The organism is Sporosarcina beigongshangi, assembly GCF_033485195.1.
GTDB classification, from domain to species: domain Bacteria; phylum Bacillota; class Bacilli; order Bacillales_A; family Planococcaceae; genus Sporosarcina; species Sporosarcina beigongshangi.
Window position 1 is genome coordinate 212,403 of sequence record NZ_JAWLIR010000002.1, and the last position, 24,689, is coordinate 237,091.

Consider the following 24,689-nt stretch of genomic DNA (forward strand, 5'->3'; position numbering starts at 1 on the left):
CTCAAAACATGAGTTACTGAAGTCAGACTAAGCTATAGGCATCTTGATCGACAATTAACGTTACATCGTCATGATTCCATAAATAAGAGGCTGGGAAATCTTGCGAAATTTCTTTGCTCAGCAATTGTTTCACAGCTTCCGCTTTGCTTGCTCCTGAAGCGATTAAAATGATTTTCTTGCTTTTTAAAATAGATTTAATGCCGGTTGTGACAGCATGTGTTGGCACATCGTCAATGGATGGGAAGAAACGCGCATTGCTTTCACGTGTAGACGCCACTAGTTCAACGACATGCGTCAAGCTTTCCGGATCTGTTCCCGGCTCGTTAAAGCCGATATGGCCATTTGTACCAATTCCAAGGATTTGTAAATCAATCGGACCTACGCGGTCAATAATTTCTTCATAACGCACACATTCCTCTTCTGGCGAAACAGCCATCCCATTCGGCACATACGTATTGTCAATCGCAATATCAATGTGGTTGAATAGGTTTTCAGCCATAAATGTATGGTAACTTTCTGAATGATCTGTTGGCAAACCAATATATTCATCAAGATTAATCGTACTCACATTTTTATAAGAAACGCCACGCGTCTTCACACCTTCGATTAGGTTTTTATACAAGCCAATTGGTGTTGAACCTGTTGCTAATCCAAGAACGGATTGAGCGTTTTCAAGAACTTGTGCCTCCACTAATTGAGCTGCCTGTGCACTTGCTTCATCATAATTATCAAATACTAAAACTTTCATCATACTTCCTCCTTCGAATATGTGAGATTCCCTCTACAAATTGTCAACTGAACATTCCAGTCCTCGTCGACGATTGTAAGATCTGCGTCCTTACCTGCCTCAATCTTCCCTTTATTGACAAGACCGAGCTGGTTTGCAGCATTGGTAGATGTCATGGCAACGAGTTCGGCCAATGTACAGTTTGTCATTGCCTTCATGTTTTTCGCCGCATTTTCCATCGTTAAGATACTACCCGCAAGCGTGCCATCTGGCAAGCGTGCGTCGTTATGCGTCACTTCAACGTCTTGCCCACCCAAGTCATACGTTCCTGGCGGCAAACCTTTCGCGCGCATCGCATCTGTTATGAGTATAATACGACTAGCCCCTTTTTGACGATACGCCAAATCTACTGCTTTTGGATGACTGTGAATTCCATCTACAATCAATTCAACCATTAACGCATCCTCTAAAAAAGCTGCTCCCACAACACCAGGTTCCCGATGGTGGAATGGGCTCATTTGATTGTACAGATGTGTAATATGATTTGCACCAGCCTTAACCGCATTATGCACAACGTCTGATGTTGCATCCGTATGACCCAAAGACGCTACGACACCACTCTTGGTCACCTCTTCAATAAATGGAAGCCCATTTTCTAATTCTGGCGCAACCGTCACAAGTTTAATACGATTGCCACTAAGTTCTTGCCACTTGTTAAAGAGATCCGAAGAAGGTGCAATCATATGCTCAACCGGCTGTGCACCTGCTCTTTTTGTCGATACGAAAGGTCCTTCCAGATGAACCCCTAGCATCTCAGCCTGCGTTTCATCCGCAGTAAAAAGACTCGCATTGTGTAACGCAGCGGAAATAGCTTCGTCTGACTGCGTCATCGTCGTCGCTAAAAAACTCGTTGTGCCTTCACGTGGTAGTGCACTTGCAAATCCGTTCAACGCCTCTGGTGTCACATCCATTGTATCAAAGCTGGACGCTCCATGAATATGCACATCTATAAACCCAGGGACCACAGTCCAATTTTTACCCGTCGCATCAATATGAGCATCTGCCACCGCCGCAATAGAAGCCGCAACCTCTTTAATTTTACCATCTTCTACGAAGACATCACCTATAAATTGTGATTTTTTTGCATCTGCAATCGTAATATTTGAAATTAATAACGATTTTCCCACTGGATTTTCCTCCTTATGACAAACTAGAAAAGTAATCAAAGTATTCCCTACTTTAATATCGGTAATCTTATAAAACTTCATTTCCACTATACACCTAGTTGGTATAGTTATCTAGACCAATCGGATGTTATGTACAATGTAAAACAACCGATTATCCATTCAATATGACGACGAATTGATTACTGAAATAGTGAGATAATTGAAACTTTTAACTCGATCATTACGTATATTAATTAACGCTATTCAATTAGGGATAGTATCATTATTTTTACTTTCGGTGTTTACGACTGACTTTTTTGGATTCTTAGGATGATAAAAAACATGGTATAAGTGGTACATACTTATCGCTGTAATCATTTATATTGAAAAGGGAGGGAATGCTATGCATTGGATTTTCTGGGGTTCTATTGTAGCTTTTCTTGTAGTCATCAACCTTGTGGATTTTTTGACTGGGCGGAAATTTAATTTTAGTGAAAAGGAAAAGTCATTAAATCAGAACAGAGCGGGAGCAGATGCTCTCCGAGAAGTAGGACGTTTTGATCACAATAATATGCCTTAAATTTAATGAGACTCTTTTGCGCTTCGACAAACGGGTTGGTTTAATAAGAATGGGACTTTGTATAAATCAATTTCATAATAATACTATTAAAAAATAAAATGTGCATGTTGATTTCGCTTCAGGCAGACGTTTCCACGGGCACGGCTTGAACCAATCGAACAGTGTTGGGTTCGATTTGCCGTATTCCTGCGTTTTTTACAGAAATTAAGGCATCTTGCTCTCAACGCTTCGCTTTTATTTGCAAAAGCCGCTCCTTGTGACGGCTTTCAATGGAGTCGCCACCTTATGCTACAATCAACGAGATTAGTCTTTCATATCGACGAACAATAAAATGATAAGATTTTATTGTTCGTCTTTACTTGTAATAGGAGCGATTATGAAATTGGCTTACATATGCAGAATGAAGAATTCGTTTGTTTTGAAGATAATTGCTGAAGAGTGATTCATGGATACTCAAATTCAGCCTGTCTCCTCATTTCACTTTGAATCTCGTTGTTTTATCCCATCCAATCATTTGACGTTTTTTCTTGGCTTTGATGTAAAGGACGAAACTGCGCACGAATAAATAGGTGAATAATTGTGCATACGTGAAGTACATAATGACGCTGACAAAAATGTTGATTGGCGAGAAGGTCTTTTGTACCGCTTGAGCAGAGAACAGTTGCGCTGTGTAGACAACATAAGCTAGATACCAGATGAACAAAAGCGGATATGTGTGCTCAATATGAAAAAAATCAAAGATTCCGAGAGCGAACCATACATAAGAAATAATCAAGAAAAGCCAAAATACGACGTAGACAAGCAACTGGTGTATTGAATGTACAAGTAGCTTCCCTTTGAAATAATCCGGTTCCGTCAACGTTTTCTCCACAATGTATAAATTCCCCTGTAACCATCTTGTCCTTTGTTTCAAATAGACCGATAATGTCTCTGGCTCTTGTTCCCATGTGACTGAATTAGGGACGATTGGTAAATAATATCCTTTTTGTGTAATCCGTAAAGTCAATTCCGCATCCTCAGCAATGGCGTACGGATCATATCCCCCCAGTTCCTCAATAACAGAACGCTTCACTAACATATTGGTTCCAGTCAGTGACCCTGTTTTAAACAGTTGCCACCTGCCTGATTGCATAAGCAATTGAAATACTTGAAATTCAATTGAAATCATCCGAGTCAACCAGGTTGCGGATTCATTGAATGTGCGGACATATCCGACAGCCCCTGCTGCTTTCGGGTTTGTTTCACTGATTGCGACAAGTTTTATAAGCGCCTGTGGGTCAGGTTGATTATCTGCATCGTAAACGCAGTAATATTTGTTTTTTGAAATACTTAACCCATAATTAAGTACCCTCGACTTACCTCGGGGATCTCCTGCCGGCACCTTTATGTGGTGGACATTACGGAACACTTCTGCGAAAGCACCAACAATTTCCCCTGTATCATCGGAGGAATTGTCATTTAGTACGTATATTTGCAGTTCACCGGGATATTCTAAAGCTATCATCGCTTCGATAGTGTTTTTAATCACGATTCCTTCATTATGTGCGGGTATTAATATATCGACGCCTGGGTAAAAATCCAACACTGGAGTTATCTTCGTTTTCAAACGATTGTAGATTCCTGCTAGTGTCAAGATAGAATAATAGGACAACAGGGTCATAAACAATGCAGTCGTGAAATATAATAGCATCTTCACATTAAAAATAGATGCACCAATAAGAGCTGCAATGAATAAAATAAAGGCCGTAATCAAAATGAACACCCTCTTGTTCATTCTAACACCTCCAGTTCGTCCAACCGCTTTTGGCCATCAATCTTATATATCGACCACTTAACTTTTTCGATGACCCCTTCCTCCAACTGGTCATACACTATTTTCAATAAGCGTCCCTTAGCTATTTCATACCCATGCTCGTCTGTATTTTGCAGTAACACAACAAGTGTTTTATCATCATACTGCCCAACCAAGTCGAAGTTTTTACGCAAGACGGAATATAATATATCAGCCAAAGTAAGAAGTAGACGCTTGCGAACAGTCCTGTTCATTTGCGAAAAATCGATGCGTATATAAAAACCTGTTTCTTCCCTCCTTGCCATTGTTGATAGGATGAATGTCGTTTGTTTTTCAAATTCTCGTTTGGTTAATATCCCTTCACGTAAAATATATTCTTCTAGTTGAAGAATTCGAGTCTTTAGTATTTGATTTTCACTCCTAAACTGGTAAACATACTTAGACAGACTATATAGTGCAAAGAGATGTAATAAAAATGCAAAGTGCAAGCCGATACCAATAGCCTGTTCAAAAGGACCCCATCCATCTTTAAATGCAAGAAAAAGAAAATAGAATACCGTCACTAGAGTAAGCGTAACATAGTAAAAAAATGCCGTTCTATCAGTAACGATGAAAAACAGTACTGAAAGTAATCCAAAACCAATGTAATAGTAGGATGATACTTTATCGAATGATACATAGAGCATTGCCCACGCAGTAACCAACCAAATGATTGATGCAACAGGCATTTTCAAAAGATTCCACTTGATAAGACCCTTCACTAAAATCACCACCCTCCTTGTTTGCATTCCCTTATCCGCAGACTTAAAAACATCATTCAGTAAAAGTTTCCAGATTCTCATTGTACTCAGAATTACTGCAATACCCAGTATTTAAAATGATTAAAAGTAAAGCTATTTGACACAGGTAGAGTCTTGTAGAAAGTTACTTCTTTAATCGACTTCAAATAATCACCTGCATCCAGGGAAATGAAGGTATGAATCATCTGTAAAATTTGTGTAATAACTTTTCAAAACCAAACCAATGCTAACTAAATTTCTCCACAAAACAAAAATACCTGAAACATCGAATTAACAATGTTTCAGGTATTTTTCAAATGAACCCTATTTTATTACTGTACGTCCCAGGAGGGATTCGAACCCCCGACCGACGGCTTAGAAGGCCGTTGCTCTATCCAGCTGAGCTACTGAGACATGCGCTTAAAGACTTTCTATCCTTAAGGACAAGCTTTAGTATAAATTCTATTGTAACAAAAGTCAACGCTATTTTTAACTATTTTTTATTTCTTTTTCATCAACCGTTTCATGCTGCATATTTTTAAATAATACTCGCACTGTTTCTTCCCATTCTACAACGGCGTACGTTGCTTTTTTACCGCCGCGTGGCTGAACAGTGCTTCCCGGATTTAAAAATAAAATCCCATCTTTCATCTCCGCGCCGTACAAATGCGAGTGACCAAACAGCACAACATCAGCCCCAAGCTCTTTCGCACTATAATAAAGCCCCATCAATGATGACCTCACATCATGCTCATGCCCGTGAACGGCTAAGATCTTTTTCCCCTGTACATCGACTAAAACGGACGGTGAAAACTGTCTATCGCGATCGCAGTTACCACGTACTCTATACATGTTATGCAAGACCGGATCGTCAAATGACAATTCACTATCTCCACAATGAAAAATAGCATCCGCAGGCAATGCAGAAACGGCTTTCACCGTTTCCCTATCACCGTGCGAATCACTCATGACAACTAGTTTCATTCGTGATCACCTACCCTCCATAAATTGCGGTAGCTTCACTTTCAACTTCGCTAGCGCAGACCCGCGATGTGAAATCAAGCTCTTCTCTTCAGGCGACAATTCAGCCATCATGCGCTCCTGCTGCGGAACATAAAAGATTGGATCGTAGCCAAAACCATTCGTTCCTTTTCGCTCCGTATGAATCAAACCTTCACAACTGCCTGAAAACGTCTCTGTTTCAATACCCGGACCTGCAACAGCAAGCACGCAACGGAATCGAGCTGTACGACCGTCTGTAGGCACCGTCTCAAGCTCGTTAAGCACTTTATCGATATTGGCATCATCACTCTTCTCCGTACCCGCATAACGCGCAGAATAAACGCCAGGAGCGCCATTCAGTGCATCAATTTCAAGTCCACTATCATCTGCGATGACGACTTTGCCAAGCAAGCGAGCAACCGTTTCTGCTTTTAAAATCGCATTTTCTTCAAATGTGACACCCGTTTCTTCAACGTCAATTGCCTCATCCAAATCATTCAACGTTAATACGTGTACACCAAATGGTCCGAACAGTGCCTCAAAGTCTTTTGCTTTCCCAGCATTATTCGTTGCAATGAGTACTTCCTTCATCATTCAGCCACCTCTTTTATCCCAATTAACGCGGCAATCGCACCAAGCGCTTCTGTTTGCACCGTAAACAACTGCTGTATCCCTTGTTCAGCAAGCGTCACTAGCCCATTCATTTCATCACGCGTGAATGTAGACTCCTCACCAGTTCCTTGCAGCTCCACAAACGCACCTGCACCAGTCATCACAACATTCATATCAACGGCAGCCGATGAATCTTCGACATAATCGAGGTCGAGTATTAGCTCGCCTTCCGTCGTCTTCCCGACACTCGTTGCCGCTAAGAAATCAGCAATTGGGAAAACAGCTAATCCTTTCACTTCATGCAATTTCGCAACTGCCATCGTCATTGCTACAAATGCACCTGTAATCGACGCTGTACGTGTTCCTCCATCCGCTTGAATTACATCACAGTCAATCCAAATCGTCCGTTCACCAAGCGCCTCTAAATTAGTCACAGCACGTAGTGCACGCCCAATAAGACGTTGAATTTCCATCGTACGCCCACCGACCTTACCTTTTGAAGACTCACGCTGTGTACGCTGTCCAGTAGCACGTGGCAGCATGGAATATTCCGCCGTCACCCAACCTTTACCACTCCCACGTAAAAAATGGGGAACGCGCTCTTCTATCGTCGCCGTACAAATTACTTTTGTATTTCCAACTGAAATTAACACAGATCCCTCAGGATGCATTAAATAATTTGTTTCAATTAGTACTGGCCTGTTCATATCAGCCACTCGCCCATCATGTCTCGTCATCAAAATCCTCCACCATTCATTTTGCGTATCCATCTTATCATAACCTATTTCATATGCGTAAAAACTCGAAATACCCGATAGCGGGCATTTCGAGCTGTTTCACAACATAATATGTCTAACATCGGGCTTTTTAATCGCTAACCAATCCTCAACAATCGACAAAAACTGCTGCGTCTGCCCAGTCGTATAAAAAATTGGAGCGACTTTGCTACTGTCATCACGCGTGATATTTTTTGACAACAAAATACGCTCAACATCAAACACTGTCTCCACTGCCGATGAAATAATTTGAACCTTGCTCGGTAAATGCGCTTGAATATGGTGCTGCACGAGCGGATAATGCGTACACCCTAGAATGGCCACATCAAAATCCTTCCCCGCAAGCCCCACAAGCCCTTTCTTCACAACGCCACTCGCATTTTCTGACTTATACAGCCCACTTTCAACAATTGGAACAAAGTCAGGACACGCAAGCGGATGAATCGTCGCATTTGGCAACAATGTACGGATTGCATCATCGTATGCATGACTATTGATCGTTCCTACTGTTCCAAGTACTGCAATTTTACCCGTTTTTGACGCCTTTACTGCACCTCGGGCACCTGGTACGATAACGCCAATAACTGGGAACGGAAAATGCTCACGAACTTCATCTAGCGCTACAGCCGTTGCAGTATTACACGCAATGATAAGCATTTTTATATCCATCTTAGACAGTGCAGTAGCCATTTCCATTGTAAACTCTTGGACCTCTTGCGTTGACCGCGGTCCATATGGACATCGCGCATCATCACCTATGTAGACAATAGGTTCATTCGGTAGTCGTTTCAACATTTCTTTGACAACGGTTAATCCGCCGACACCCGAATCAATTACACCTATGGGTGCTTCCACTCAAATCCCTCAATCCTTTTTCATCTCTTGATGTAATTTTCTAAGTAGATTAGAAAACCCCTTCACTTCTCCCTCTTCAAAATCTGCCAATACCTCGTCTAAGTAAACGCGGCGCTTATCAATCACTTCCTCAATGACACGCTCCCCTTCACTTAACAAGTGAATCCGAACTACACGGCGATCTTGTTCATCACGAACTCGCTTCACCAAATTATTTTTTTCCATTCGATCTACTAAATCAGTCGTCGTACTAAATGCCAAAAACATTTTGTTCGACAAATCACCAATGGTCATGTCGCCGTGCTCAAATAACCACTGTAATGCAATGAACTGGGGCGGCGTAATTGTATAGTTACTAAGAATTCTACGTCCCTGCTGCTTAATAATTGCTGCAATATATCTTAAATCCTTCTCCATACTCGCCACTTCACTCGAATAGTGTTTAGGCAAATCGCTTTGTTCCGTCAACTAAACCAGCTCCTTGAAAAAGATTACTTTGTCTATTGTCGCCCTTTTTCGCGTTTAAGGCAATACATTTTATCTTGAATCGGCAAATGTGTTTGTACTGAAAGTGAAGCGTCAGCTACAGAAGACTGCCATCTCTATAGGTGTTAAGATGGATATTTGTTATACATTTCATTCAGTGGATGTTCAAAGACCCACTAATTCAAGATAAAACACCCAGCCGATGTTAAGGGATTTTAAAGGAAACCACAAAAAAAACAGCTGCGAAAAGCCTGTTAATGACAGGTCACACAGCTGCTACGTGAGATTGGATTACAGTTGTAACTCGCCTAGTCGCAATAATTCGACGATGGCTTGTGCCCTGCCGGAAACGCCTAGCTTTTGAATCGTGTTCGAAATATGGTTCCGAACAGTCTTTTCGCTGATTCCGAGCCGTCCCGCGATATCTTTTGTCGTATGATCGTCAACGAGCAGATGAAAGATTTCTCGTTCCCTTGCCGTTAGCAATGAACGGTTTTTTGATTCCTCTGTCAAGACGCGCCCCTCCTATCCACTTTCACTCTAAAATATGTGAAGACAAGGTTGGCTGTGCCGGCTACTTGATCATTTAATTAACGAACAACGACTTCTCTTGATCAGTCCAATGAACACCTCTCCCTGTTTCCCTACTAATTTGAACAATCGAGCCTCGCCCAGTGATGACTATGTCATCCTTGGCATTCTTCACCATATAATGAATATCCATCGAGCTATTACCAATCGAGGCTACTTTAACATAAATCGCTAGTGCTTCATCGAAAAAGACCTGTTGTAAATAATCACATTGTAAATCTGCCACAACTGGTATCGTAGCGCCCTCAGGATTCAACCAATCATTCATCAAGCCTGCTTTCTTCAAGAACTCAATTCGCGCATACTCAAAATAAGCAAACGCCACCGTGTTATTCAAATGTCCATACATGTCTGTTTCCGAGAATCGCACGGATACCGGTACAGAAAATGTAAATTCCGATGCCCATGTTGTTGCATCTGTTATGTAAGTTGCTCTCATCAATAAAACCCCTTTTCTCATCAATTACGCCTCGGCCTATTTGTGTCCGCCGCTTCACTTACAGCATAATATGTTAAATGAATGAATGTTCATTCTTTTATTCTACCAAACATCTATATACAAATAAAGAACTGCTTGCTTTTCGTTTAAATGACAAAAAAACCCCGCCAGGCGTAATGCCAAAGCGGAGTTAAGACCAAAATCAGTCTACCATATGGTCACTTCCGAAGAAGTTTTTAAACATTTGTACAGTTGTCGCACGGTTCATAGCAGCGATGGATGTAGTCAAAGGAATGCCTTTTGGACAAGCGACTACACAGTTTTGTGAGTTACCACATTCACCAATTCCACCATCTGTCATCAATGCCGCTAGACGCTCGTCTTTATTCATAGCACCTGTTGGATGCGTGTTGAACAAACGAACTTGTGATAGCAATGCAGGACCCATGAAATTCGTGTTGTCGTTGACGTTTGGACACGCCTCTAGACAAACACCGCAAGTCATACATTTAGAAAGTTCATATGCCCATTGGCGCTTACGCTCAGGCATACGTGGACCTTCTCCAAGATCATACGTCCCATCAATTGGAACCCATGCCTTGATTTTCTTCAGAGAATCAAACATAAACTCTCTGTCGACAATCAAGTCACGAACGACTGGGAATGTCTTCATCGGTTCAAGTGTAATTGGCTGAGTCAATTTGTCAACAAGTGCTGTACACGATTGACGTGGACGGCCATTGATAACCATTGAACAAGCCCCACAAACCTCTTCCAGACAGTTCATGTCCCAGTTAATCGGAGTCGTTGCTTTACCTTCTTTATTGACCGGGTTACGACGAATTTCCATTAAAGCAGAAATAACGTTCATATTCGGTCTGTATTCCAACTCAAACTCTTCCCAATATCCAGCAGAATCAGCTGTATCCTGACGACGAACTTTAAATACTACTGTTTTCGTCGCAGTTAGTTGCTCGCTCATTTACGTCATTCTCCTTTCGTCGCGGAGTAGTCGCGTTTACGTGGCGCTACTAGGGACACATCAATCTCTTCATAGTGGAAGATTGGAGCAGATTGTCCGTCGAATTTCGCCATCGTTGTTTTCATGTATTTCTCGTCATCACGGTTCGGGAAATCTGGTTTGTAGTGAGCGCCACGGCTCTCATCACGGTTCAGTGCCCCTAGTGTAATAACACGTGCTAAGTACAACATGTTTTTCAACTGACGCGTAAATGTCGCACCCTGGTTAGACCATTGTTGCGTATCTGTCATGTTGATGTTTTCATAGCGCTCAAGAAGTTCTACGATTTTATCGTCCGTCTGTTGCAGTTTGTCGTTATAACGAACGACTGTTACGTTATCTGTCATCCATTCGCCAAGCTCTTTGTGAAGGACATAAGCGTTCTCTGTACCATTCATTTTAAGCGTGTCATCCCACTTCTGTTGCTCTTCTGCAACTGCTGCATCGAAAATAGTCGATGGAAGTTCTTCAGCAGTACGCTTCAAGCCTTTCATGTAATGAACTGCGTTTGGTCCTGCAACCATTCCGCCGTAAATTGCCGAAAGAAGCGAGTTCGCACCAAGACGGTTTGCACCGTGCTGTGAATAATCACATTCTCCAGCCGCAAACAGACCTGGAATGTTTGTCATTTGATCATAGTCAACCCATAATCCGCCCATTGAATAGTGAACAGCCGGGAAGATTTTCATCGGTAGTTTACGCGGGTCATCACCTGTGAATTTCTCATAGATTTCGATGATTCCACCAAGCTTAATATCAAGCTCTTTTGGATCCTTGTGTGAAAGGTCCAAGTACACCATGTTTTCACCATTGATACCTAGTTTTTGATTGACACAGACGTCAAAAATTTCACGTGTCGCAACGTCACGTGGTACGAGGTTTCCGTAAGCTGGATATTTTTCCTCTAGGAAGTACCAAGGCTTACCATCTTTATATGTCCAAACACGTCCACCCTCACCGCGTGCAGATTCACTCATAAGACGCAGTTTATCGTCCCCTGGGATTGCTGTTGGGTGAATTTGGATGAACTCACCGTTTGAGTAGTAAGCTCCTTGTTGATAAACGATAGAAGCCGCAGAGCCTGTATTGATAACAGAGTTTGTTGTTTTCCCGAAAATAATTCCAGGTCCACCTGTTGCCATAATAACCGCATCGCCTTTAAACGCTTTAATTTCCATCGTTTTAAGGTTTTGCGCTTTAATACCACGACAAACGCCGTCTTCATCTAGAACAACACCAAGGAATTCCCAGTGTTCATATTTCGTTACAAGACCAGCCACTTCATGGCTACGCACTTGCTCATCTAGTGCGTACAACAGCTGTTGTCCTGTTGTTGCACCCGCGAATGCAGTACGGTGGTGAAGTGTACCCCCGAAACGTCTGAAGTCCAATAATCCTTCAGGTGTACGGTTGAACATAACGCCCATCCGGTCTAATAAATGAATGATTCCTGGTGCCGCGTCCGTCATCGCCTTAACAGGTGGTTGGTTCGCGAGGAAGTCACCGCCATAGACAGTATCATCTAGATGGATATCAGGAGAGTCACCTTCCCCTTTCGTGTTTACTGCACCGTTAATGCCGCCTTGTGCACATACAGAGTGGGAACGTTTAACCGGGACAAGTGAAAACAGGTCAACCGGTGTGCCTTCCTCCGCTGCTTTAATGACTGCCATTAGGCCTGCAAGACCGCCGCCAACGACAATCAATCTGCTTTTTGCCATTATTGTTTCACTCCTCAAATTATCAGTGATCTCATTTTCAATCAATCATATTTCAAATCAATTACGCCTCGGCGTAATTGCGTCCAAATATTGAATTGCGCTTGCGCAATTAACTCCCTTCAAAATTTGTGACATCCGCCGGAGGCTTAACTTGAATTAGCAAGAACTTCTGCTAATTCAAGTTAAACAAATGCAAGTAGTGCTTGAACGCCAATTGTAGCCAACACTAGGAATACTACGATTGTAACGTATGTGACGATTGTTTGTGAACGTGGTGATTGTGCCAGCCCCCAAGTCACTAGGAATGACCAAAGACCGTTCGCCAAGTGGAACGTCGCCGCGATAACACCCGCGATGTAGAATGCCAACATGAATGGGTTGTCTAAGATGTTAGCCATCATATTGAAGTCTACCTCAGCACCCAATGCTTTCTGAATTCTTGTTTCATAGACGTGCCATGCGATAAAGATTACAAGGAATACACCCGTAACGCGTTGTAGCATGAACATCCAGTTACGGAAAGTCCCGTAGCGTTGTACGTTATTTTTTGCTGTGAAAGCTATGTACAGGCCGTAAAACGCATGGAACATAAGTGGGATGTAGATGATGAACCATTCTAAAAATAGAACGAATGGTAAGCTCCCCATGAAGTTAGATGCAGTGTTGAATGCTTCCTCGCCGCGTGTTGCAAAGTGGTTAATGACCAAGTGTTGGGCAACAAAAAGTCCAACCGGAATAATTCCGAGCAATGAATGAAGACGGCGCAAGTAAAAATCTGATTCTCTCGACAAGTCTTTTACCCTCCCTTATTACTGAGGTTACCAAATCAGTGTTGTCATCGTTTAGACACGAAGCAATCATTGACGGTTCCCCTCTTCGTGGTACAATATTAGAACATGTCCATTGTACTCCTCTGTTTTAAAGAGGTCAAGATGATGTGGTTTTTTGTTACGAACATATTACTTCTATATTAAAAGTATTTCACTTATTTTCATCCGAAAGGATTGCATAGACGATTGGAAAATAATACAAATCTTTCGCCGACTCATTTCGGCTATGACCTTTTACGCGACCATGTCTTACCTAGTATTTTAGGTACTCACCAAGGTGATATTCTTTATTGGGCAGGAAAAGAAGTCGCAAGGAAATTTCCTGTTTTTAGCGTTGAAGAGCTTCCAATGTTCTTTCAAGAGGCAGGATGGGGAATTCTTTCCCTCGAAAAAATGCAAAAAGATGAGGCCTTTTTCACAATGATTATGGGCGATGAGATAAATATCCAAGACAGATCTTTTCAACTAGAAGCAGGCTTTCTTGCAGAACAGTATCAGAAATTGAACGGACTTTTGACTGAATGCTACGGAGAAGCGCAACCCAAAAAAGGACGCGTTACATTCCAAGTGAAATGGGATACCAAAACTAAAATTGGCGTTTAAAAAGAGATGTAGCCGTGGTGGCTACATCTCTTTTTTTCATTTTCCTTTTACTGCATCTAATCCAAATTGTTCATGAAGGGCTGCTACAGCCTTCTCCATCTCAGGCTCTGGAATTACGACAGACACTTTAATTTCCGATGTACTGACCATTTTTATCGGAATGTCTACTTGGCGTAAAGTCTCAAATAGACTTGCCGCGACACCTGGGTTAGACACCATTCCACTGCCAACAATCGACACCTTCGCTAGACCTACTTCAAAATCGGCACGACTATAACCGAGTGCTTCTTTATTGGATTCTAATACATTAATCACTTCGGCAAAATCCTCTTTTTTGATAGAGAATGACACAGATGGTTGGACATCCTCTCTAATCGTCTGAACAATAATATCAACGTTGACATGGTGCTCCGCAAGAGCTGTGAATATATTGGCAAGTGAGCCATTGTATGGGACGTTGTACATCACTGTTATCCGAACGATATCTCGCTCAAAGGCGATGCCCCGCACAACTAAATTATTTTCCAAATCAATTTCCTCCTTGATAATCGTTCCTTCCCCCTCTATATGAGCCGGTCTAACACGCAAAGGCATTTGATGGTTTTTCGCAAATTCAACTGCTCGTGGATGAAGTACACCCGCCCCCAAATTCGCAATCTCCAGCATTTCATCATAGGATATTTCCTCAAGCTTTTGAGCTTGTTTAATGAGTCTTGGATCTGTCGTAAATACCCCTTCGACATCCGTGTAAATATCACAAATAGAAGCCCCCAGTGCAATAGCGATAGCAACTGCACTTGTATCGGAACCTCCGCGACCAAGCGTCGTTAATTCACCATGCATATCAGCTCCCTGGAAGCCTGTAATGACCGCGACGGTTCCCGAAGTTAGGGCAGCACTCACTCTATCTGCTTGTACCTGTTCAATGCGCGCATTGCCATGAACCGACTCCGTCAGGACACCTGCCTGCCATCCTGTATAAGAATGTGCCTCCACACCTTCTCCAGAAATCGCCATTGCAAGTAGGGATGCCGTCACTTGTTCGCCCGTTGCCAAAAGCATATCGAGCTCACGTCGACCTGCCGCCGAGTTCACTTCTTTCGCAAGCGATAGTAGCTCATCTGTCGTTTTCCCCATTGCCGAAACGATGACCGCAACTTGTTTGCCACTATTCACTTCCCTTACTACAAGCTGCGCCGCACGTGCGATTCTTTCCGGGTTCGCGACTGAAGTCCCCCCGAATTTCATTACGATTCGTTCCATTATCCATTCCTCCGTCTTTCTCCTGTATGCAAAAACGGCCCTCAATAAGTTGAGAGCCGGGTCCGATTGGAGACATCATTAAAGAGATGCTCCGTACGGATAGCTCTCCAGGTAGTCAATACCTGACAGACTCCCATTTCTTCAATGGAAATCCAGCCAAACAATCGTGACAGTCGATTTGTCCGCTTCGGCGAATACCCCTTTCAATTTCCTTCACCGAGCTGTCGCTCTCCGGAAATGTACTATTAGCATTCGCGCCTCTATCCTCACTTCATATATAATTGTAAGTGAAAAATTCAGTGCATTTACTTTATCATATTACTCTTTCTCTCGCAATGCCTCTTGACGAAAATACGCCTCAACTCCCTTAGCAACTGCCCCAGGCAAGCCCGCTTGCTGCAAAGCTTCTACAGAGGCTTCACGAATCTTTTTCACCGACTCAAAATGTTTCAACAACTGTTGCTTACGTTTCGGCCCCACACCCGGTAACCCGTCAAGCGCAGATGTTAATGAATTCGTTTCACGCCGTTGTCTGTGGAATGTAATGGCAAAACGGTGCACCTCATCTTGTATCCGCTGCAATAAATAAAAGGCTTCACTTGTTCTTTTTAACGGAATCATATCAATGGGATTGCCATACAACAATTGCGCCGTCTGGTGTTTATCATCTTTCGCCAGTCCCGCAATAGGAATGGAAAGTCCTAGCTCGTCCTCAATAATCTCTCGTGCCGCCTCCATATGCCCCTTCCCACCGTCAATGACGACTAAATCAGGTAACGGTAAGTCGTCCGTCAGCACACGGCTATAACGCCTTCTCACAACCTCTCGCATTGCACCATAATCATCATGCGCAGCAGCTGTTTTCGTTACATATTTGCGATAATCCTTGCGATTCGGTTTGCCATCGACAAATGACACCATCGCAGAAACAGGATCAGCCCCGTACGTATGGGAGTTATCAAAAGCCTCGATGCGAAGCGGTATCGTTATATTCATCGCCTCACCCAGTTCCTCGCACGCACCAATCGTTCGCTGTTCTTGCCTTTCCATCAGCTGAAACTTATCCTTCAATGACATTTCCGCATTTTTAATAGCAAGATCCACCAATGATTTCTTTTTCCCTCGTTGCGGAATAAATACATTGACGTTCAGAAGCTGACGAACCAATTCACTGTCAACCCCTTGAGATAATAAGATTTCCTTTGGTAGCAAATGCTCGGACTTCCCATAAAATTGTCCGATGAATGTCAGTAGCTCGTCTTCAGGGTCTTGGTAAAGCGGAAACAGCGACACATCCCTTTCAATCAATTTCCCCTGCCGTACAAAAAATACCTGAACACACATCCAGCCATTTTCAATTGCATAACCAAAAATATCACGATCCGTAAAATCATTCATTGTCATCGCTTGTTTTTCCATAACTGCTTCAATATTTGTAATTTGATCCCGATACTCTTTCGCACGCTCAAACTCCAAATTTTCCGCAGCGGAGGACATTTTTTCGGTCAATTCCTTCTTGACACTTTTATAGCCGCCATTTAGGAAACGACTAATGTCGTCCACCATTTCCTTATAAATCTCCTGATCAACTTCATTGACGCATGGGGCTAGACATTGACCGATATGATAGTACAAGCACACACGATCTGGCATCGTCTGACATTTTCGGTACGGATACAGTCGGTCTAATAACTTTTTCGTCTCCCCTGCTGCATAAGCATTCGGATACGGGCCAAAATATTTCCCTTTATCCTTCTTCACTTGCCGCGTAATGATTAATTTAGGATGGCGCTCGGTTGTAATTTTCAAGTAGGGATAGGTTTTATCGTCTTTCAACATAATATTGTATTTCGGGTCGTACTGTTTAATAAGATTCAATTCAAGCACAAGTGCCTCAATATTGGATGAGGTGACCATATACTCAAAATCCTCAATTTCACCTACGAGCCGCTGTGTTTTCCCATCATGACTGCCCGTGAAATAGCTACGCACCCGATTTTTTAATACTTTCGCTTTCCCAACATATATAACGGTTCCTTGCCGATCCTTCATAAAATAACAGCCCGGCAACTCGGGTAAAATCGCCAATTTCTGTTCAATCAATTCATTCATATCCGTCACCTACCTAAAAAAAACCGGGTACCAATGAAGGACCCGGTTATTCTATTGAATTAAGTTAAATTTGATTACGCGTGTTTTTCGATTAGTTCTGCAAGTGCTTCTTTCGGTTTGAAACCAACCACTTTGTCTACAATCTCGCCATCTTTAAATAGGATAAGCGTTGGGATAGACATAACACCGTAGTTACTTGCTGTTCCTTGATTGTCATCTACGTCTACTTTTACAATTTGTGCTTTGCCTTCAAAGTCGCCATCTAATTCTTCAAGAACAGGAGCGATCATTTTACAAGGTCCACACCAAGGTGCCCAAAAGTCAACAAGGACAAGTCCTTCTTTAATATTCTCCGCAAAGTTTTGATCCGTCGCATTAATAATTGCCATAATAACATTTCCTCCTTTATTAACTATGCTCGTAGTATATCATGCAGTTATTGCGCGGGCTAAATATATGCTTTGCTTGTTGCAATGTCATGAATTTTTTAATTTACTAAGTCCTGTTTTTACTTTACTGGGCAATTCGAGGAAAGGTTGAATATCTTGGACATATTCCAAAACACCTAAAAATTCCCCTTCCTCGTTACGTATTGCTTTATAAGTAAGATAAATGTATTGATTGTTCTTTTTAAACCACATACTTTCAGAAGTTCGTTTTCCTGTTTTAAGATCGCGAATTAGCGTCATGACCTTTTTTAGACTTTTAGGAGGATGACAATTTGCTACACTACGCCCAATAGAAATTGGGGTTCGCACTAACAACATTTCCGATGCTTCTGTTATTTTGTTGAAGTATTTAAATAGATCATTTTTATCAACAAATGTTATTTCCAATGGCAAATTGTTAAAAATGAGTTGGGCTTCTTCTATCGTTAAATAACCACCACCACCCAAAATTAGATTTTGAGTTGTTGATGTATTACTTACGACTTTGTCTACATCTTCAGATTTCAGCTTCCATTTTCCCTTAGGCGCTTCGATGATTGAATAGCCGAATGCATCACTTTCATTTGCAATCGCTAACCAGTCATCTTCACTAAATATAGATCGAAGAATTGGCAAAATAATTGCTTCTTCTTGAAAAATCATTTCCTTAAACTTCTTTTCGAATGCATCATATCTTTTTCGAAAGCGTGTAAAATTCTCATCGGACAGTTGAATACTTTGTTTTTTTACAGCCTGATACAAGACACGAATTTGATCATCCATCATCCACACTGTTCTTATGGGTGAATAGTGACCATATCGTTCCATTATCGGAAAGAAGAGCTTTTCCTTCCGATGATAATGGTTATGAAATTCGCCTAATCGAACTAGTTGATGCTGTAATTCATCTGTTCTATCTGTCTTCTGAATTTGATGTTTATCTACTTCGAATGACTCCAAAAGACGGTTGATTTGATTCAAAACAACTTGAAATGCAGTAATTTCTTCTTTAAAAATTTGAACTGGATGATAAATGCCTGAAGTTTCCTTTTCGTTCATTATGCCGCCACATAAATCAGGATAAATAATAGAAAACTTCTCAACATCCTCAATCGTAATACCATAGTCACCATTTATTAATTCCAATTGGATTAGCAATATGTCAACAACATTCACATTTTTAAAATATTGATTAAAATCCACTCGGATCGATTCTGATGACCCACCATGACGGAAACGAAGTAATAGTTCTTTGAAGATGTGAATTCTTTTTATATCAAATTGTATATTCAATATTTTTCACCTCATGTCTAGTTTTTGATGCGATACTGCTATATATTTTAATCGCTAAAGGAGAAAGTGCGGTTTAAGAAATCCACTTTTAAAACTTCTTATATTCTAAGTATAATTTATTATGGAAATTAATTTTGTGACCTTTATCACTATAATTAAGGAACAAGACTTTCTGTCTGAAACAAAAAAGCCTCCCTTTTGGGGAGACTTTTTCTAGATGTTCAGTTTGACTTAATCTTTTTAATTTCTTCAATCATCAATGGAATGACATCGAACAAATCGCCAACGATGCCGTAATCTGCAATTTTGAAAATATTCGCTTCTGGATCTTTGTTGATCGCAACGATTACTTTAGCATTTGACATCCCTGCAACGTGCTGGATTGCACCTGAAATACCAGCGGCGATATACAAGTCCGGAGTGACTACTTTACCCGTCTGACCGATTTGTAGGGAGTAATCACAGTAATCTGCATCACAAGCACCACGTGATGCCCCAATTGCTCCGCCTAGTAGCGTTGCAAGCTCTTGTAATGGCGCGAATCCTTCCGCGCTCTTCACACCGCGACCACCCGCAACAACTACTTTCGCTTCAGAAAGATCGACACCTTCAGTTGATTTTCGGACAACTTCTGCAATGACTGAACGTAGGCTCGTAATGTCTGCGGTTACAGATGACACGTCACCCGTACGGCTAGCATCCTGTGCCAGAGGCGCTATATTGTTTGGACGAACCGTGACAAATAAAAGCCCTTCTTTGTTTCTCACTTTTTCAAATGCTTTTCCAGAATAAATCGGGCGAATGAATACCGCAGCATCACCTTCACCTTCGATAGCTGTCACATCTGAAATCAAGCCACATGCCAACTTACTCGCAATTTTCGGTGATAAGTCTTTACCTAGCGCTGTATGACCAAATACGACAGCATTAGGTTTCTCCTGTTCATAGACTGCCATAAACGCTTGACTAAAAGCATCAGATGTATATTGTTTCAAATGTGGATGCTCCACAGTAATAACACGATCAGCACCATATTGAATCATTTCTGCTGCCAATGATTCGACTGCATCACCAAGCAACACACCAACTACTTCACCGCCACCAGAAATCTTTTTAGCGGCTGCAATGACTTCAAAAGAAACATTACGTAATGCTCCTTCTCTTGCTTCCCCAAGTACTACTACTTTGTTAGACATTTATAAAGTCCCTCCTATGACAATTCAAAGTTATGTTCTAATTGTTAGACTCTTTTTGCCGAAGCCGATTAGATTACTTTCGCTTCAGAATTCAGCAAAGTGACTAGCTCTTTCACTTGATCGGCAATTTCACCTTCAAGAACACGTCCAGCTGCCTTTTGTGGTGGTAAATATACTTCAATTGTTTCTGTTTTAGCCGCTACATCATCTTCATCAAGGTCTAAGTCATCCAACTCAAGCTCTTCAAGCGGCTTTTTCTTAGCTTTCATAATCCCCGGCAGGGATGGATAACGCGGCTCATTCAAGCCTTGCTGTGCGGTTACAAGAAGAGGTAATGCCGTCTCAATTGTTTCAGAATCCCCTTCAACATCACGTACGATTGTTACTTTTGTGCCATCGATTTCAAGATTTGTAATCGTTGTCACATAGTTAATGCCAAGAAGTTCAGCCACTCGTGGTCCAATTTGCCCCGAACCGCCGTCAATCGCGACGTTCCCCGCAAGAATTAAATCCACTTCTTTATCCTTCAAATATTCAGCGATAATTTTGGCAGCCGTAAATTCATCCATTTCATCAAGATCGTCCTCAGTATTAATAAGGACCGCCTTATCTGCCCCCATCGCTAATGCTGTGCGCAATTGTTTCTCTGCATCTTCGTCACCAATCGTAATGACTGTAACTTCACCTTCATGAGCATCACGTACTTGAATTGCCTCTTCAATTGCATATTCATCATATGGATTTATAATAAACTCTGCACCATCATCAGCAATTTTACCGTTGGTTACCGTAATTTTTTCCTCTGTATCAAATGTCCGTTTTACTAATACATAAATGTTCATTTTACAGACCTCCTCGACTTTTAATTATTTCCCCGTAAATATAGGTTGGCGTTTTTCAAGAAATGCTTGGATTCCTTCTTTTGCATCTTCTGAAACAAATACTTCTCCGAAAGAATCAGACTCTGCTTTGACACCCTCGTAATAAGAAGCTGGTTTTGCATATTGCAACATAGCCAGTGCAGCTTTTACTGAAACAGGGCTTTTCTTTGCAATTTTCTTAGCCAACTCCATCGTTTTAGGCAACAACTCTTCGTCTGAATAGGATTGATTTGCAAGACCAAGACGAACTGCTTCTGCACCACTAATCGGCTCACTTGTCAGTAGCATCTCTGCCGCTTTTGGCATACCAACATAGCGTGGCAAACGTTGTGTCCCAGCAAATCCAGGAATTAGACCTAATTGCAGTTCTGGTAAGCCCAGTTTCGCTGTTTCAGTGACAATACGCATATGACAACCCATCGCTAATTCAAGTCCACCGCCAAGTGCCGCACCATGAATAGCCGCAATGACTGGTTTAGAAAAGGATTCCAAACGTTCAAATACTGCTTGCCCACTCGCTGCCAACTTCGTAAATTCTTCTCCTGATGTGACGGATGTAAATTCTTTAATATCCGCACCTGCCGAGAAAAACTTCCCTTCTCCATGTAGAACAACGACTCGTATAGCTTCGTCATGTTCCACCTGCTCAAGAAGTGCATCTACTTCCAGTATTAGCGCACGTGAAAGCGCATTCGCGGGTGGCCTGTTAATTGTCGCAATAGCGACGCCATCCTCCACAACTACTGTTAGAAACTCCATTCCATCCCCACTCTCTGTCCTCTACGTTTTTGGCCTGACTTCAAACGAAGTCAAGCCTTCATTCCATTCATGATGAGTCTATGTACTTCAGGTGAGAGCTTCATAAGATCATACTTCTGATCGTTCATCACCCATGAAGTGATTGTTTCATCGATCGTTCCAAACACCATTTGCCTTGCAAGTCGGATATCAAGCTGGTCATTGAGTGCACCATTTTCTATCCCTTCTTTCAAGATAGCATCTAAAAGCATTAGGTATTCCTTCAACACTTCATTAATTCGAATTCGTAACTCTTTATTCGACTGCCGGAGTTCAAGCTGTGTGACGATTGCCAGTTGACGGTCTTCATGGAGTACACGGAAATGATTGTCAATCATTCTGAATAATTTTTCAGAGGTGTCAATGTCTTTTTTCAATATGACCTCAACATTATTGACGAAAATAGCCATCTTTTCCCTAAACACAGATATAAGAATATCCTCTTTATTTTTAAAATAAAGATAAATCGTCCCGTCCGCAACGCCAGCTTCCTTTGCAATCTTAGAAACTTGCGCCTGATGAAATCCATTTTCAGCGATGACAACTACAGCTGCATCCACGATTTGCTTATATTTTGGCCTATCCCGCTTCACTACTAATCACCACCAAAAAGAAAATATGAATGATGATTCATTCATATTTTCATATTAGTATTTATTTCTCCTCTTGTCAAGCAATATTATATCATGAGGTTAGTCGTTCCTGTTCAGCTTTTTTCTTCTCTTCATCAACAAGTGCACGACGTAAAATTTTTCCGACTGCTGTTTTTGGCAACTCACTTCGGAACTCATACTTGCGTGGCACTTTGAACGATGCTAAATTTTCGCGACAATACTCATCTAACTGCTCCTCCGTAACCGAAGCACCTTCCTTCAAGACAACATACGCTTTAACAGTTTCTCCCCTATAAGGATCGGGAACCCCCGCAACGACACATTCCTGGATTGCCTCATGCTCATAGAGAACTTCTTCGATTTCACGCGGATAAATATTAAAGCCACTTGCAATAATCATATCTTTTTTACGATCCACAACGTAGAAATACCCTTTGTCATCCATATAACCAAGATCCCCTGTCAAGAACCACCCATCACGGAAAGTCTGCTCAGTGTCCTCTGGTTTATTCCAATAACCCTTCATCACTTGGGGACCCTTTACCGCAATTTCACCAATTTCACCATTCGCAAGCGGCTCTGATGAATCTGGACCTAGTATACAAGAGTCAGTATCTGGCCACGGTATACCGATGGAGGCCTTCACACGTTCCGTTCCCCAAACAAGATTAGCATGTGTCACTGGCGAAGTTTCCGTTAAGCCATAGCCTTCGACTAGCTTTCCACCCGTAATCATCTCAAATTTCTCTTGTACTTCAACCGGTAATGCTGCCGAGCCACTAATACAGGCTTTTACGGATGACAAATCGTATTTTTTTAGATCCGGATGATTTAGTAGACCGATATAAATGGTCGGTGCACCTGGGAATAGCGTCGGCTTCTGTTTGTCGATTGTTTTCAAAGCAGTTTCAAAATCAAATTTCGGAATGATGACCATTTTGTTACCCAACATAACGGATAAGACTAAGACTGTTGTCATGCCATAAACGTGGAAAAAAGGCAGAATAGCCATGAGCGTTTCTTTACCTTCTTCACATTTGTAGAGCCATTCATCACACATTTTAACATTGGCGCTAAGATTCGCATGAGTTAACATGACGCCCTTCGGTGGTCCAGTTGTTCCCCCCGTGTATTGTAACAAAGCAATATCTTCATCATAATCAAAGGAGTAGCTTACAGGGCTTGGTTTTGCGATTTTCATGATTTCAGTAAAGAGATGATTCATCCCACGATGCTCAACTTTGACTGTCATGCCATATTCTTTTTTCTGGATGAATGGATAGATCAGATTTTTCGGGAACGGCAAGTAATCTTTGATTCCTGTAATAATGACATGTTCAAGTTCTGTGTCCTTAATGATTTTCGAAATCCGAGGGAATAAAATATCGAGTGAAATGATTGCCTTTGAGCCAGAATCCACCATTTGATAAGCCAATTCACGTTCTGTGTAAAGCGGATTCGTCTGTACAACAATTGCGCCAATATAGAGGATGCCATAATAGGCAATTGCCCCTTGTGGACAGTTTGGCAACATAATTGCCACGCGATCTCCTTTTTCAATCCCCAGTGATTTTAAATAGTTAGCAAATTTTAAAGCGGCCTCATGGAATTCCTTGTAAGAAATATCCTTGCCCATAAAATGCATCGCTACTTTTTCGGGATACTTCTTGCTAGAACGTGTTAAGTAATCTTGGATTGGAATCCGCTCATAATCAAGCGTCTTTGCAATTTCGGTAGGATATAAATCCAACCATGGTTTTGCCGTCATGTAAAAAACCCCTTTCTTCAATCTATTCAACAACTATCAATCGCGCCTCAGCATGATTGCGTCCAGATTTTAAATTGAGCAAGCTCAATTCACTCCCTTCGAAATCCGCGACATCCGCTGGAGGCTCAACTTAATTCAGGCGAGGTTTGAACCCCGCTGAATTAAGTTGAATATTCCTATAGTTAATTATAGTGCTAAATGAATCCGCTTACAATGAGTATTTTATTTTTGGATAGTAAATGTCAAAAAAATGCCTTGACCGGCATATTTCGGTCAAGGCATTTGGAAGAATAACCAGCTCGGTGTTCCAAAAGATAGCCAGTAAATACCGACTGCGACGAAAAGAACACAAACTA

General features: G+C 41.7%; 25 protein-coding genes, 1 tRNA gene and 1 riboswitch. Of the genes, 2 read left to right on the forward strand and 24 right to left on the reverse strand.

The window, feature by feature from the left end; translation table 11 throughout:
- Window positions 1-22 precede the first annotated feature (22 nt).
- Entirely contained in the window at window positions 23-748 is a 726-nt protein-coding gene (gene nagB, locus R2B77_RS01575; protein ID WP_203246757.1) for a glucosamine-6-phosphate deaminase, read from the reverse strand.
- Complete coding sequence (gene nagA, locus R2B77_RS01580; protein ID WP_203246756.1) at window positions 748-1,914, reverse strand: N-acetylglucosamine-6-phosphate deacetylase; 1,167 nt, start codon at window positions 1,912-1,914, stop codon at window positions 748-750. Before nagA ends, nagB begins: the two co-directional genes overlap by 1 nt.
- A 382-nt stretch (window positions 1,915-2,296) precedes the next feature.
- On the opposite strand from nagA, the gene R2B77_RS01585 reads away from it, so the two are divergent.
- The gene (locus tag R2B77_RS01585; protein ID WP_203246755.1) at window positions 2,297-2,473 is read left to right on the forward strand and encodes a hypothetical protein; all 177 of its coding nucleotides are present in this window, start codon (window positions 2,297-2,299) and stop codon (window positions 2,471-2,473) included.
- A 472-nt stretch (window positions 2,474-2,945) separates the two neighbouring features.
- Here R2B77_RS01585 and R2B77_RS01590 read toward each other — a convergent pair whose 3' ends face one another.
- The 13 genes from R2B77_RS01590 to R2B77_RS01650 all read right to left on the reverse strand — a co-directional run bounded on the left by R2B77_RS01590 (window position 2,946) and on the right by R2B77_RS01650 (window position 13,338).
- The gene (locus R2B77_RS01590; protein WP_203246754.1) at window positions 2,946-4,247 is read right to left on the reverse strand and encodes a glycosyltransferase family 2 protein; all 1,302 of its coding nucleotides are present in this window, start codon (window positions 4,245-4,247) and stop codon (window positions 2,946-2,948) included.
- On the reverse strand, window positions 4,244-5,035 hold the full coding sequence (locus R2B77_RS01595; protein ID WP_322555621.1) for a hypothetical protein: 792 nt from the start codon (window positions 5,033-5,035) through the stop codon (window positions 4,244-4,246). Before R2B77_RS01595 ends, R2B77_RS01590 begins: the two co-directional genes overlap by 4 nt.
- A gap of 349 nt (window positions 5,036-5,384) precedes the next feature.
- Window positions 5,385-5,458, reverse strand: a tRNA-Arg gene (locus R2B77_RS01600).
- A gap of 75 nt (window positions 5,459-5,533) precedes the next feature.
- Window positions 5,534-6,028: a metallophosphoesterase gene (locus R2B77_RS01605; RefSeq protein ID WP_203246752.1), complete on the reverse strand. Its 495-nt coding sequence runs from the start codon at window positions 6,026-6,028 to the stop codon at window positions 5,534-5,536.
- 6 nt (window positions 6,029-6,034) lie between these two features.
- Window positions 6,035-6,637 carry an XTP/dITP diphosphatase gene (locus tag R2B77_RS01610; protein WP_203246970.1) on the reverse strand — a complete coding sequence of 201 codons (603 nt, stop codon included), beginning with the start codon at window positions 6,635-6,637 and terminating at the stop codon, window positions 6,035-6,037.
- Window positions 6,637-7,395 (reverse strand): ribonuclease PH, encoded by a 759-nt coding sequence (gene rph, locus R2B77_RS01615; RefSeq protein WP_203246751.1) that lies wholly within the window; start codon window positions 7,393-7,395, stop codon window positions 6,637-6,639. The genes R2B77_RS01610 and rph overlap by 1 nt, the downstream gene beginning before the upstream one ends.
- A 99-nt stretch (window positions 7,396-7,494) precedes the next feature.
- Complete coding sequence (gene racE / locus R2B77_RS01620) at window positions 7,495-8,289, reverse strand: glutamate racemase (protein ID WP_203246750.1); 795 nt, start codon at window positions 8,287-8,289, stop codon at window positions 7,495-7,497.
- 9 nt (window positions 8,290-8,298) lie between these two features.
- Complete coding sequence (locus tag R2B77_RS01625; RefSeq protein ID WP_212391298.1) at window positions 8,299-8,706, reverse strand: MarR family winged helix-turn-helix transcriptional regulator; 408 nt, start codon at window positions 8,704-8,706, stop codon at window positions 8,299-8,301.
- A 360-nt stretch (window positions 8,707-9,066) separates the two neighbouring features.
- Entirely contained in the window at window positions 9,067-9,288 is a 222-nt protein-coding gene (locus R2B77_RS01630) for a helix-turn-helix domain-containing protein (RefSeq protein WP_203246748.1), read from the reverse strand.
- A gap of 73 nt (window positions 9,289-9,361) precedes the next feature.
- Window positions 9,362-9,805 carry an acyl-CoA thioesterase gene (locus R2B77_RS01635; protein WP_203246747.1) on the reverse strand — a complete coding sequence of 148 codons (444 nt, stop codon included), beginning with the start codon at window positions 9,803-9,805 and terminating at the stop codon, window positions 9,362-9,364.
- A 202-nt stretch (window positions 9,806-10,007) separates the two neighbouring features.
- A complete protein-coding gene (gene sdhB / locus R2B77_RS01640) occupies window positions 10,008-10,787 on the reverse strand; it encodes a succinate dehydrogenase iron-sulfur subunit (protein ID WP_203246746.1) in 780 nt (259 codons plus the stop codon).
- A 5-nt stretch (window positions 10,788-10,792) separates the two neighbouring features.
- Window positions 10,793-12,547 carry a succinate dehydrogenase flavoprotein subunit gene (gene sdhA / locus R2B77_RS01645; protein WP_203246745.1) on the reverse strand — a complete coding sequence of 585 codons (1,755 nt, stop codon included), beginning with the start codon at window positions 12,545-12,547 and terminating at the stop codon, window positions 10,793-10,795.
- A gap of 182 nt (window positions 12,548-12,729) precedes the next feature.
- The gene (locus tag R2B77_RS01650) at window positions 12,730-13,338 is read right to left on the reverse strand and encodes a succinate dehydrogenase cytochrome b558 subunit (RefSeq protein ID WP_203246744.1); all 609 of its coding nucleotides are present in this window, start codon (window positions 13,336-13,338) and stop codon (window positions 12,730-12,732) included.
- A 225-nt stretch (window positions 13,339-13,563) separates the two neighbouring features.
- On the opposite strand from R2B77_RS01650, the gene R2B77_RS01655 reads away from it, so the two are divergent.
- Window positions 13,564-13,980: a YslB family protein gene (locus tag R2B77_RS01655; RefSeq protein ID WP_203246743.1), complete on the forward strand. Its 417-nt coding sequence runs from the start codon at window positions 13,564-13,566 to the stop codon at window positions 13,978-13,980.
- A gap of 36 nt (window positions 13,981-14,016) precedes the next feature.
- On the opposite strand, the gene R2B77_RS01660 is transcribed toward R2B77_RS01655, so the two are convergent.
- The 9 genes from R2B77_RS01660 to R2B77_RS01700 form a co-directional block, all read right to left on the reverse strand.
- Window positions 14,017-15,243 carry an aspartate kinase gene (locus R2B77_RS01660; protein ID WP_203246742.1) on the reverse strand — a complete coding sequence of 409 codons (1,227 nt, stop codon included), beginning with the start codon at window positions 15,241-15,243 and terminating at the stop codon, window positions 14,017-14,019.
- A 92-nt stretch (window positions 15,244-15,335) separates the two neighbouring features.
- A riboswitch (Lysine riboswitch) is annotated at window positions 15,336-15,514 on the reverse strand.
- 47 nt (window positions 15,515-15,561) lie between these two features.
- Window positions 15,562-17,355 carry an excinuclease ABC subunit UvrC gene (gene uvrC, locus R2B77_RS01665; RefSeq protein WP_203246741.1) on the reverse strand — a complete coding sequence of 598 codons (1,794 nt, stop codon included), beginning with the start codon at window positions 17,353-17,355 and terminating at the stop codon, window positions 15,562-15,564.
- A gap of 74 nt (window positions 17,356-17,429) precedes the next feature.
- Window positions 17,430-17,744, reverse strand: coding sequence for a thioredoxin (gene trxA / locus R2B77_RS01670; protein ID WP_203246740.1), 315 nt, complete (start codon window positions 17,742-17,744; stop codon window positions 17,430-17,432).
- An 87-nt stretch (window positions 17,745-17,831) separates the two neighbouring features.
- Window positions 17,832-19,076, reverse strand: coding sequence for a DUF438 domain-containing protein (locus R2B77_RS01675; RefSeq protein ID WP_203246739.1), 1,245 nt, complete (start codon window positions 19,074-19,076; stop codon window positions 17,832-17,834).
- Window positions 19,077-19,297: 221 nt separating this feature from the next.
- A complete protein-coding gene (locus R2B77_RS01680; protein ID WP_203246738.1) occupies window positions 19,298-20,272 on the reverse strand; it encodes an electron transfer flavoprotein subunit alpha/FixB family protein in 975 nt (324 codons plus the stop codon).
- A gap of 68 nt (window positions 20,273-20,340) precedes the next feature.
- Window positions 20,341-21,114 carry an electron transfer flavoprotein subunit beta/FixA family protein gene (locus R2B77_RS01685; protein WP_203246737.1) on the reverse strand — a complete coding sequence of 258 codons (774 nt, stop codon included), beginning with the start codon at window positions 21,112-21,114 and terminating at the stop codon, window positions 20,341-20,343.
- 24 nt (window positions 21,115-21,138) lie between these two features.
- Window positions 21,139-21,912: an enoyl-CoA hydratase gene (locus R2B77_RS01690; protein ID WP_203246736.1), complete on the reverse strand. Its 774-nt coding sequence runs from the start codon at window positions 21,910-21,912 to the stop codon at window positions 21,139-21,141.
- 50 nt (window positions 21,913-21,962) lie between these two features.
- Window positions 21,963-22,544, reverse strand: coding sequence for a TetR/AcrR family transcriptional regulator (locus R2B77_RS01695; RefSeq protein WP_203246735.1), 582 nt, complete (start codon window positions 22,542-22,544; stop codon window positions 21,963-21,965).
- Window positions 22,545-22,635: 91 nt separating this feature from the next.
- Window positions 22,636-24,333 carry an AMP-binding protein gene (locus R2B77_RS01700; protein ID WP_203246734.1) on the reverse strand — a complete coding sequence of 566 codons (1,698 nt, stop codon included), beginning with the start codon at window positions 24,331-24,333 and terminating at the stop codon, window positions 22,636-22,638.
- Window positions 24,334-24,689: the final 356 nt, after the last annotated feature.

Coding starts and splice junctions, on each gene's coding strand:
- nagB (WP_203246757.1), bottom strand. CDS start 748: ATGAAAGTTTTAGTATTTGATAATTATGATGAAGCAAGTGCACAGGCA.
- R2B77_RS01585 (WP_203246755.1), top strand. CDS start 2,297: ATGCATTGGATTTTCTGGGGTTCTATTGTAGCTTTTCTTGTAGTCATC.
- R2B77_RS01590 (WP_203246754.1), bottom strand. CDS start 4,247: ATGAACAAGAGGGTGTTCATTTTGATTACGGCCTTTATTTTATTCATT.
- R2B77_RS01605 (WP_203246752.1), bottom strand. CDS start 6,028: ATGAAACTAGTTGTCATGAGTGATTCGCACGGTGATAGGGAAACGGTG.
- R2B77_RS01610 (WP_203246970.1), bottom strand. CDS start 6,637: ATGAAGGAAGTACTCATTGCAACGAATAATGCTGGGAAAGCAAAAGAC.
- rph (WP_203246751.1), bottom strand. CDS start 7,395: ATGACGAGACATGATGGGCGAGTGGCTGATATGAACAGGCCAGTACTA.
- R2B77_RS01625 (WP_212391298.1), bottom strand. CDS start 8,706: ATGGAGAAGGATTTAAGATATATTGCAGCAATTATTAAGCAGCAGGGA.
- R2B77_RS01635 (WP_203246747.1), bottom strand. CDS start 9,805: ATGAGAGCAACTTACATAACAGATGCAACAACATGGGCATCGGAATTT.
- sdhB (WP_203246746.1), bottom strand. CDS start 10,787: ATGAGCGAGCAACTAACTGCGACGAAAACAGTAGTATTTAAAGTTCGT.
- sdhA (WP_203246745.1), bottom strand. CDS start 12,547: ATGGCAAAAAGCAGATTGATTGTCGTTGGCGGCGGTCTTGCAGGCCTA.
- R2B77_RS01660 (WP_203246742.1), bottom strand. CDS start 15,243: ATGGAACGAATCGTAATGAAATTCGGGGGGACTTCAGTCGCGAACCCG.
- uvrC (WP_203246741.1), bottom strand. CDS start 17,355: ATGAATGAATTGATTGAACAGAAATTGGCGATTTTACCCGAGTTGCCG.
- trxA (WP_203246740.1), bottom strand. CDS start 17,744: ATGGCAATTATTAATGCGACGGATCAAAACTTTGCGGAGAATATTAAA.
- R2B77_RS01680 (WP_203246738.1), bottom strand. CDS start 20,272: ATGTCTAACAAAGTAGTAGTACTTGGGGAAGCAAGAGAAGGAGCATTA.
- R2B77_RS01685 (WP_203246737.1), bottom strand. CDS start 21,114: ATGAACATTTATGTATTAGTAAAACGGACATTTGATACAGAGGAAAAA.
- R2B77_RS01690 (WP_203246736.1), bottom strand. CDS start 21,912: ATGGAGTTTCTAACAGTAGTTGTGGAGGATGGCGTCGCTATTGCGACA.
- R2B77_RS01700 (WP_203246734.1), bottom strand. CDS start 24,333: ATGACGGCAAAACCATGGTTGGATTTATATCCTACCGAAATTGCAAAG.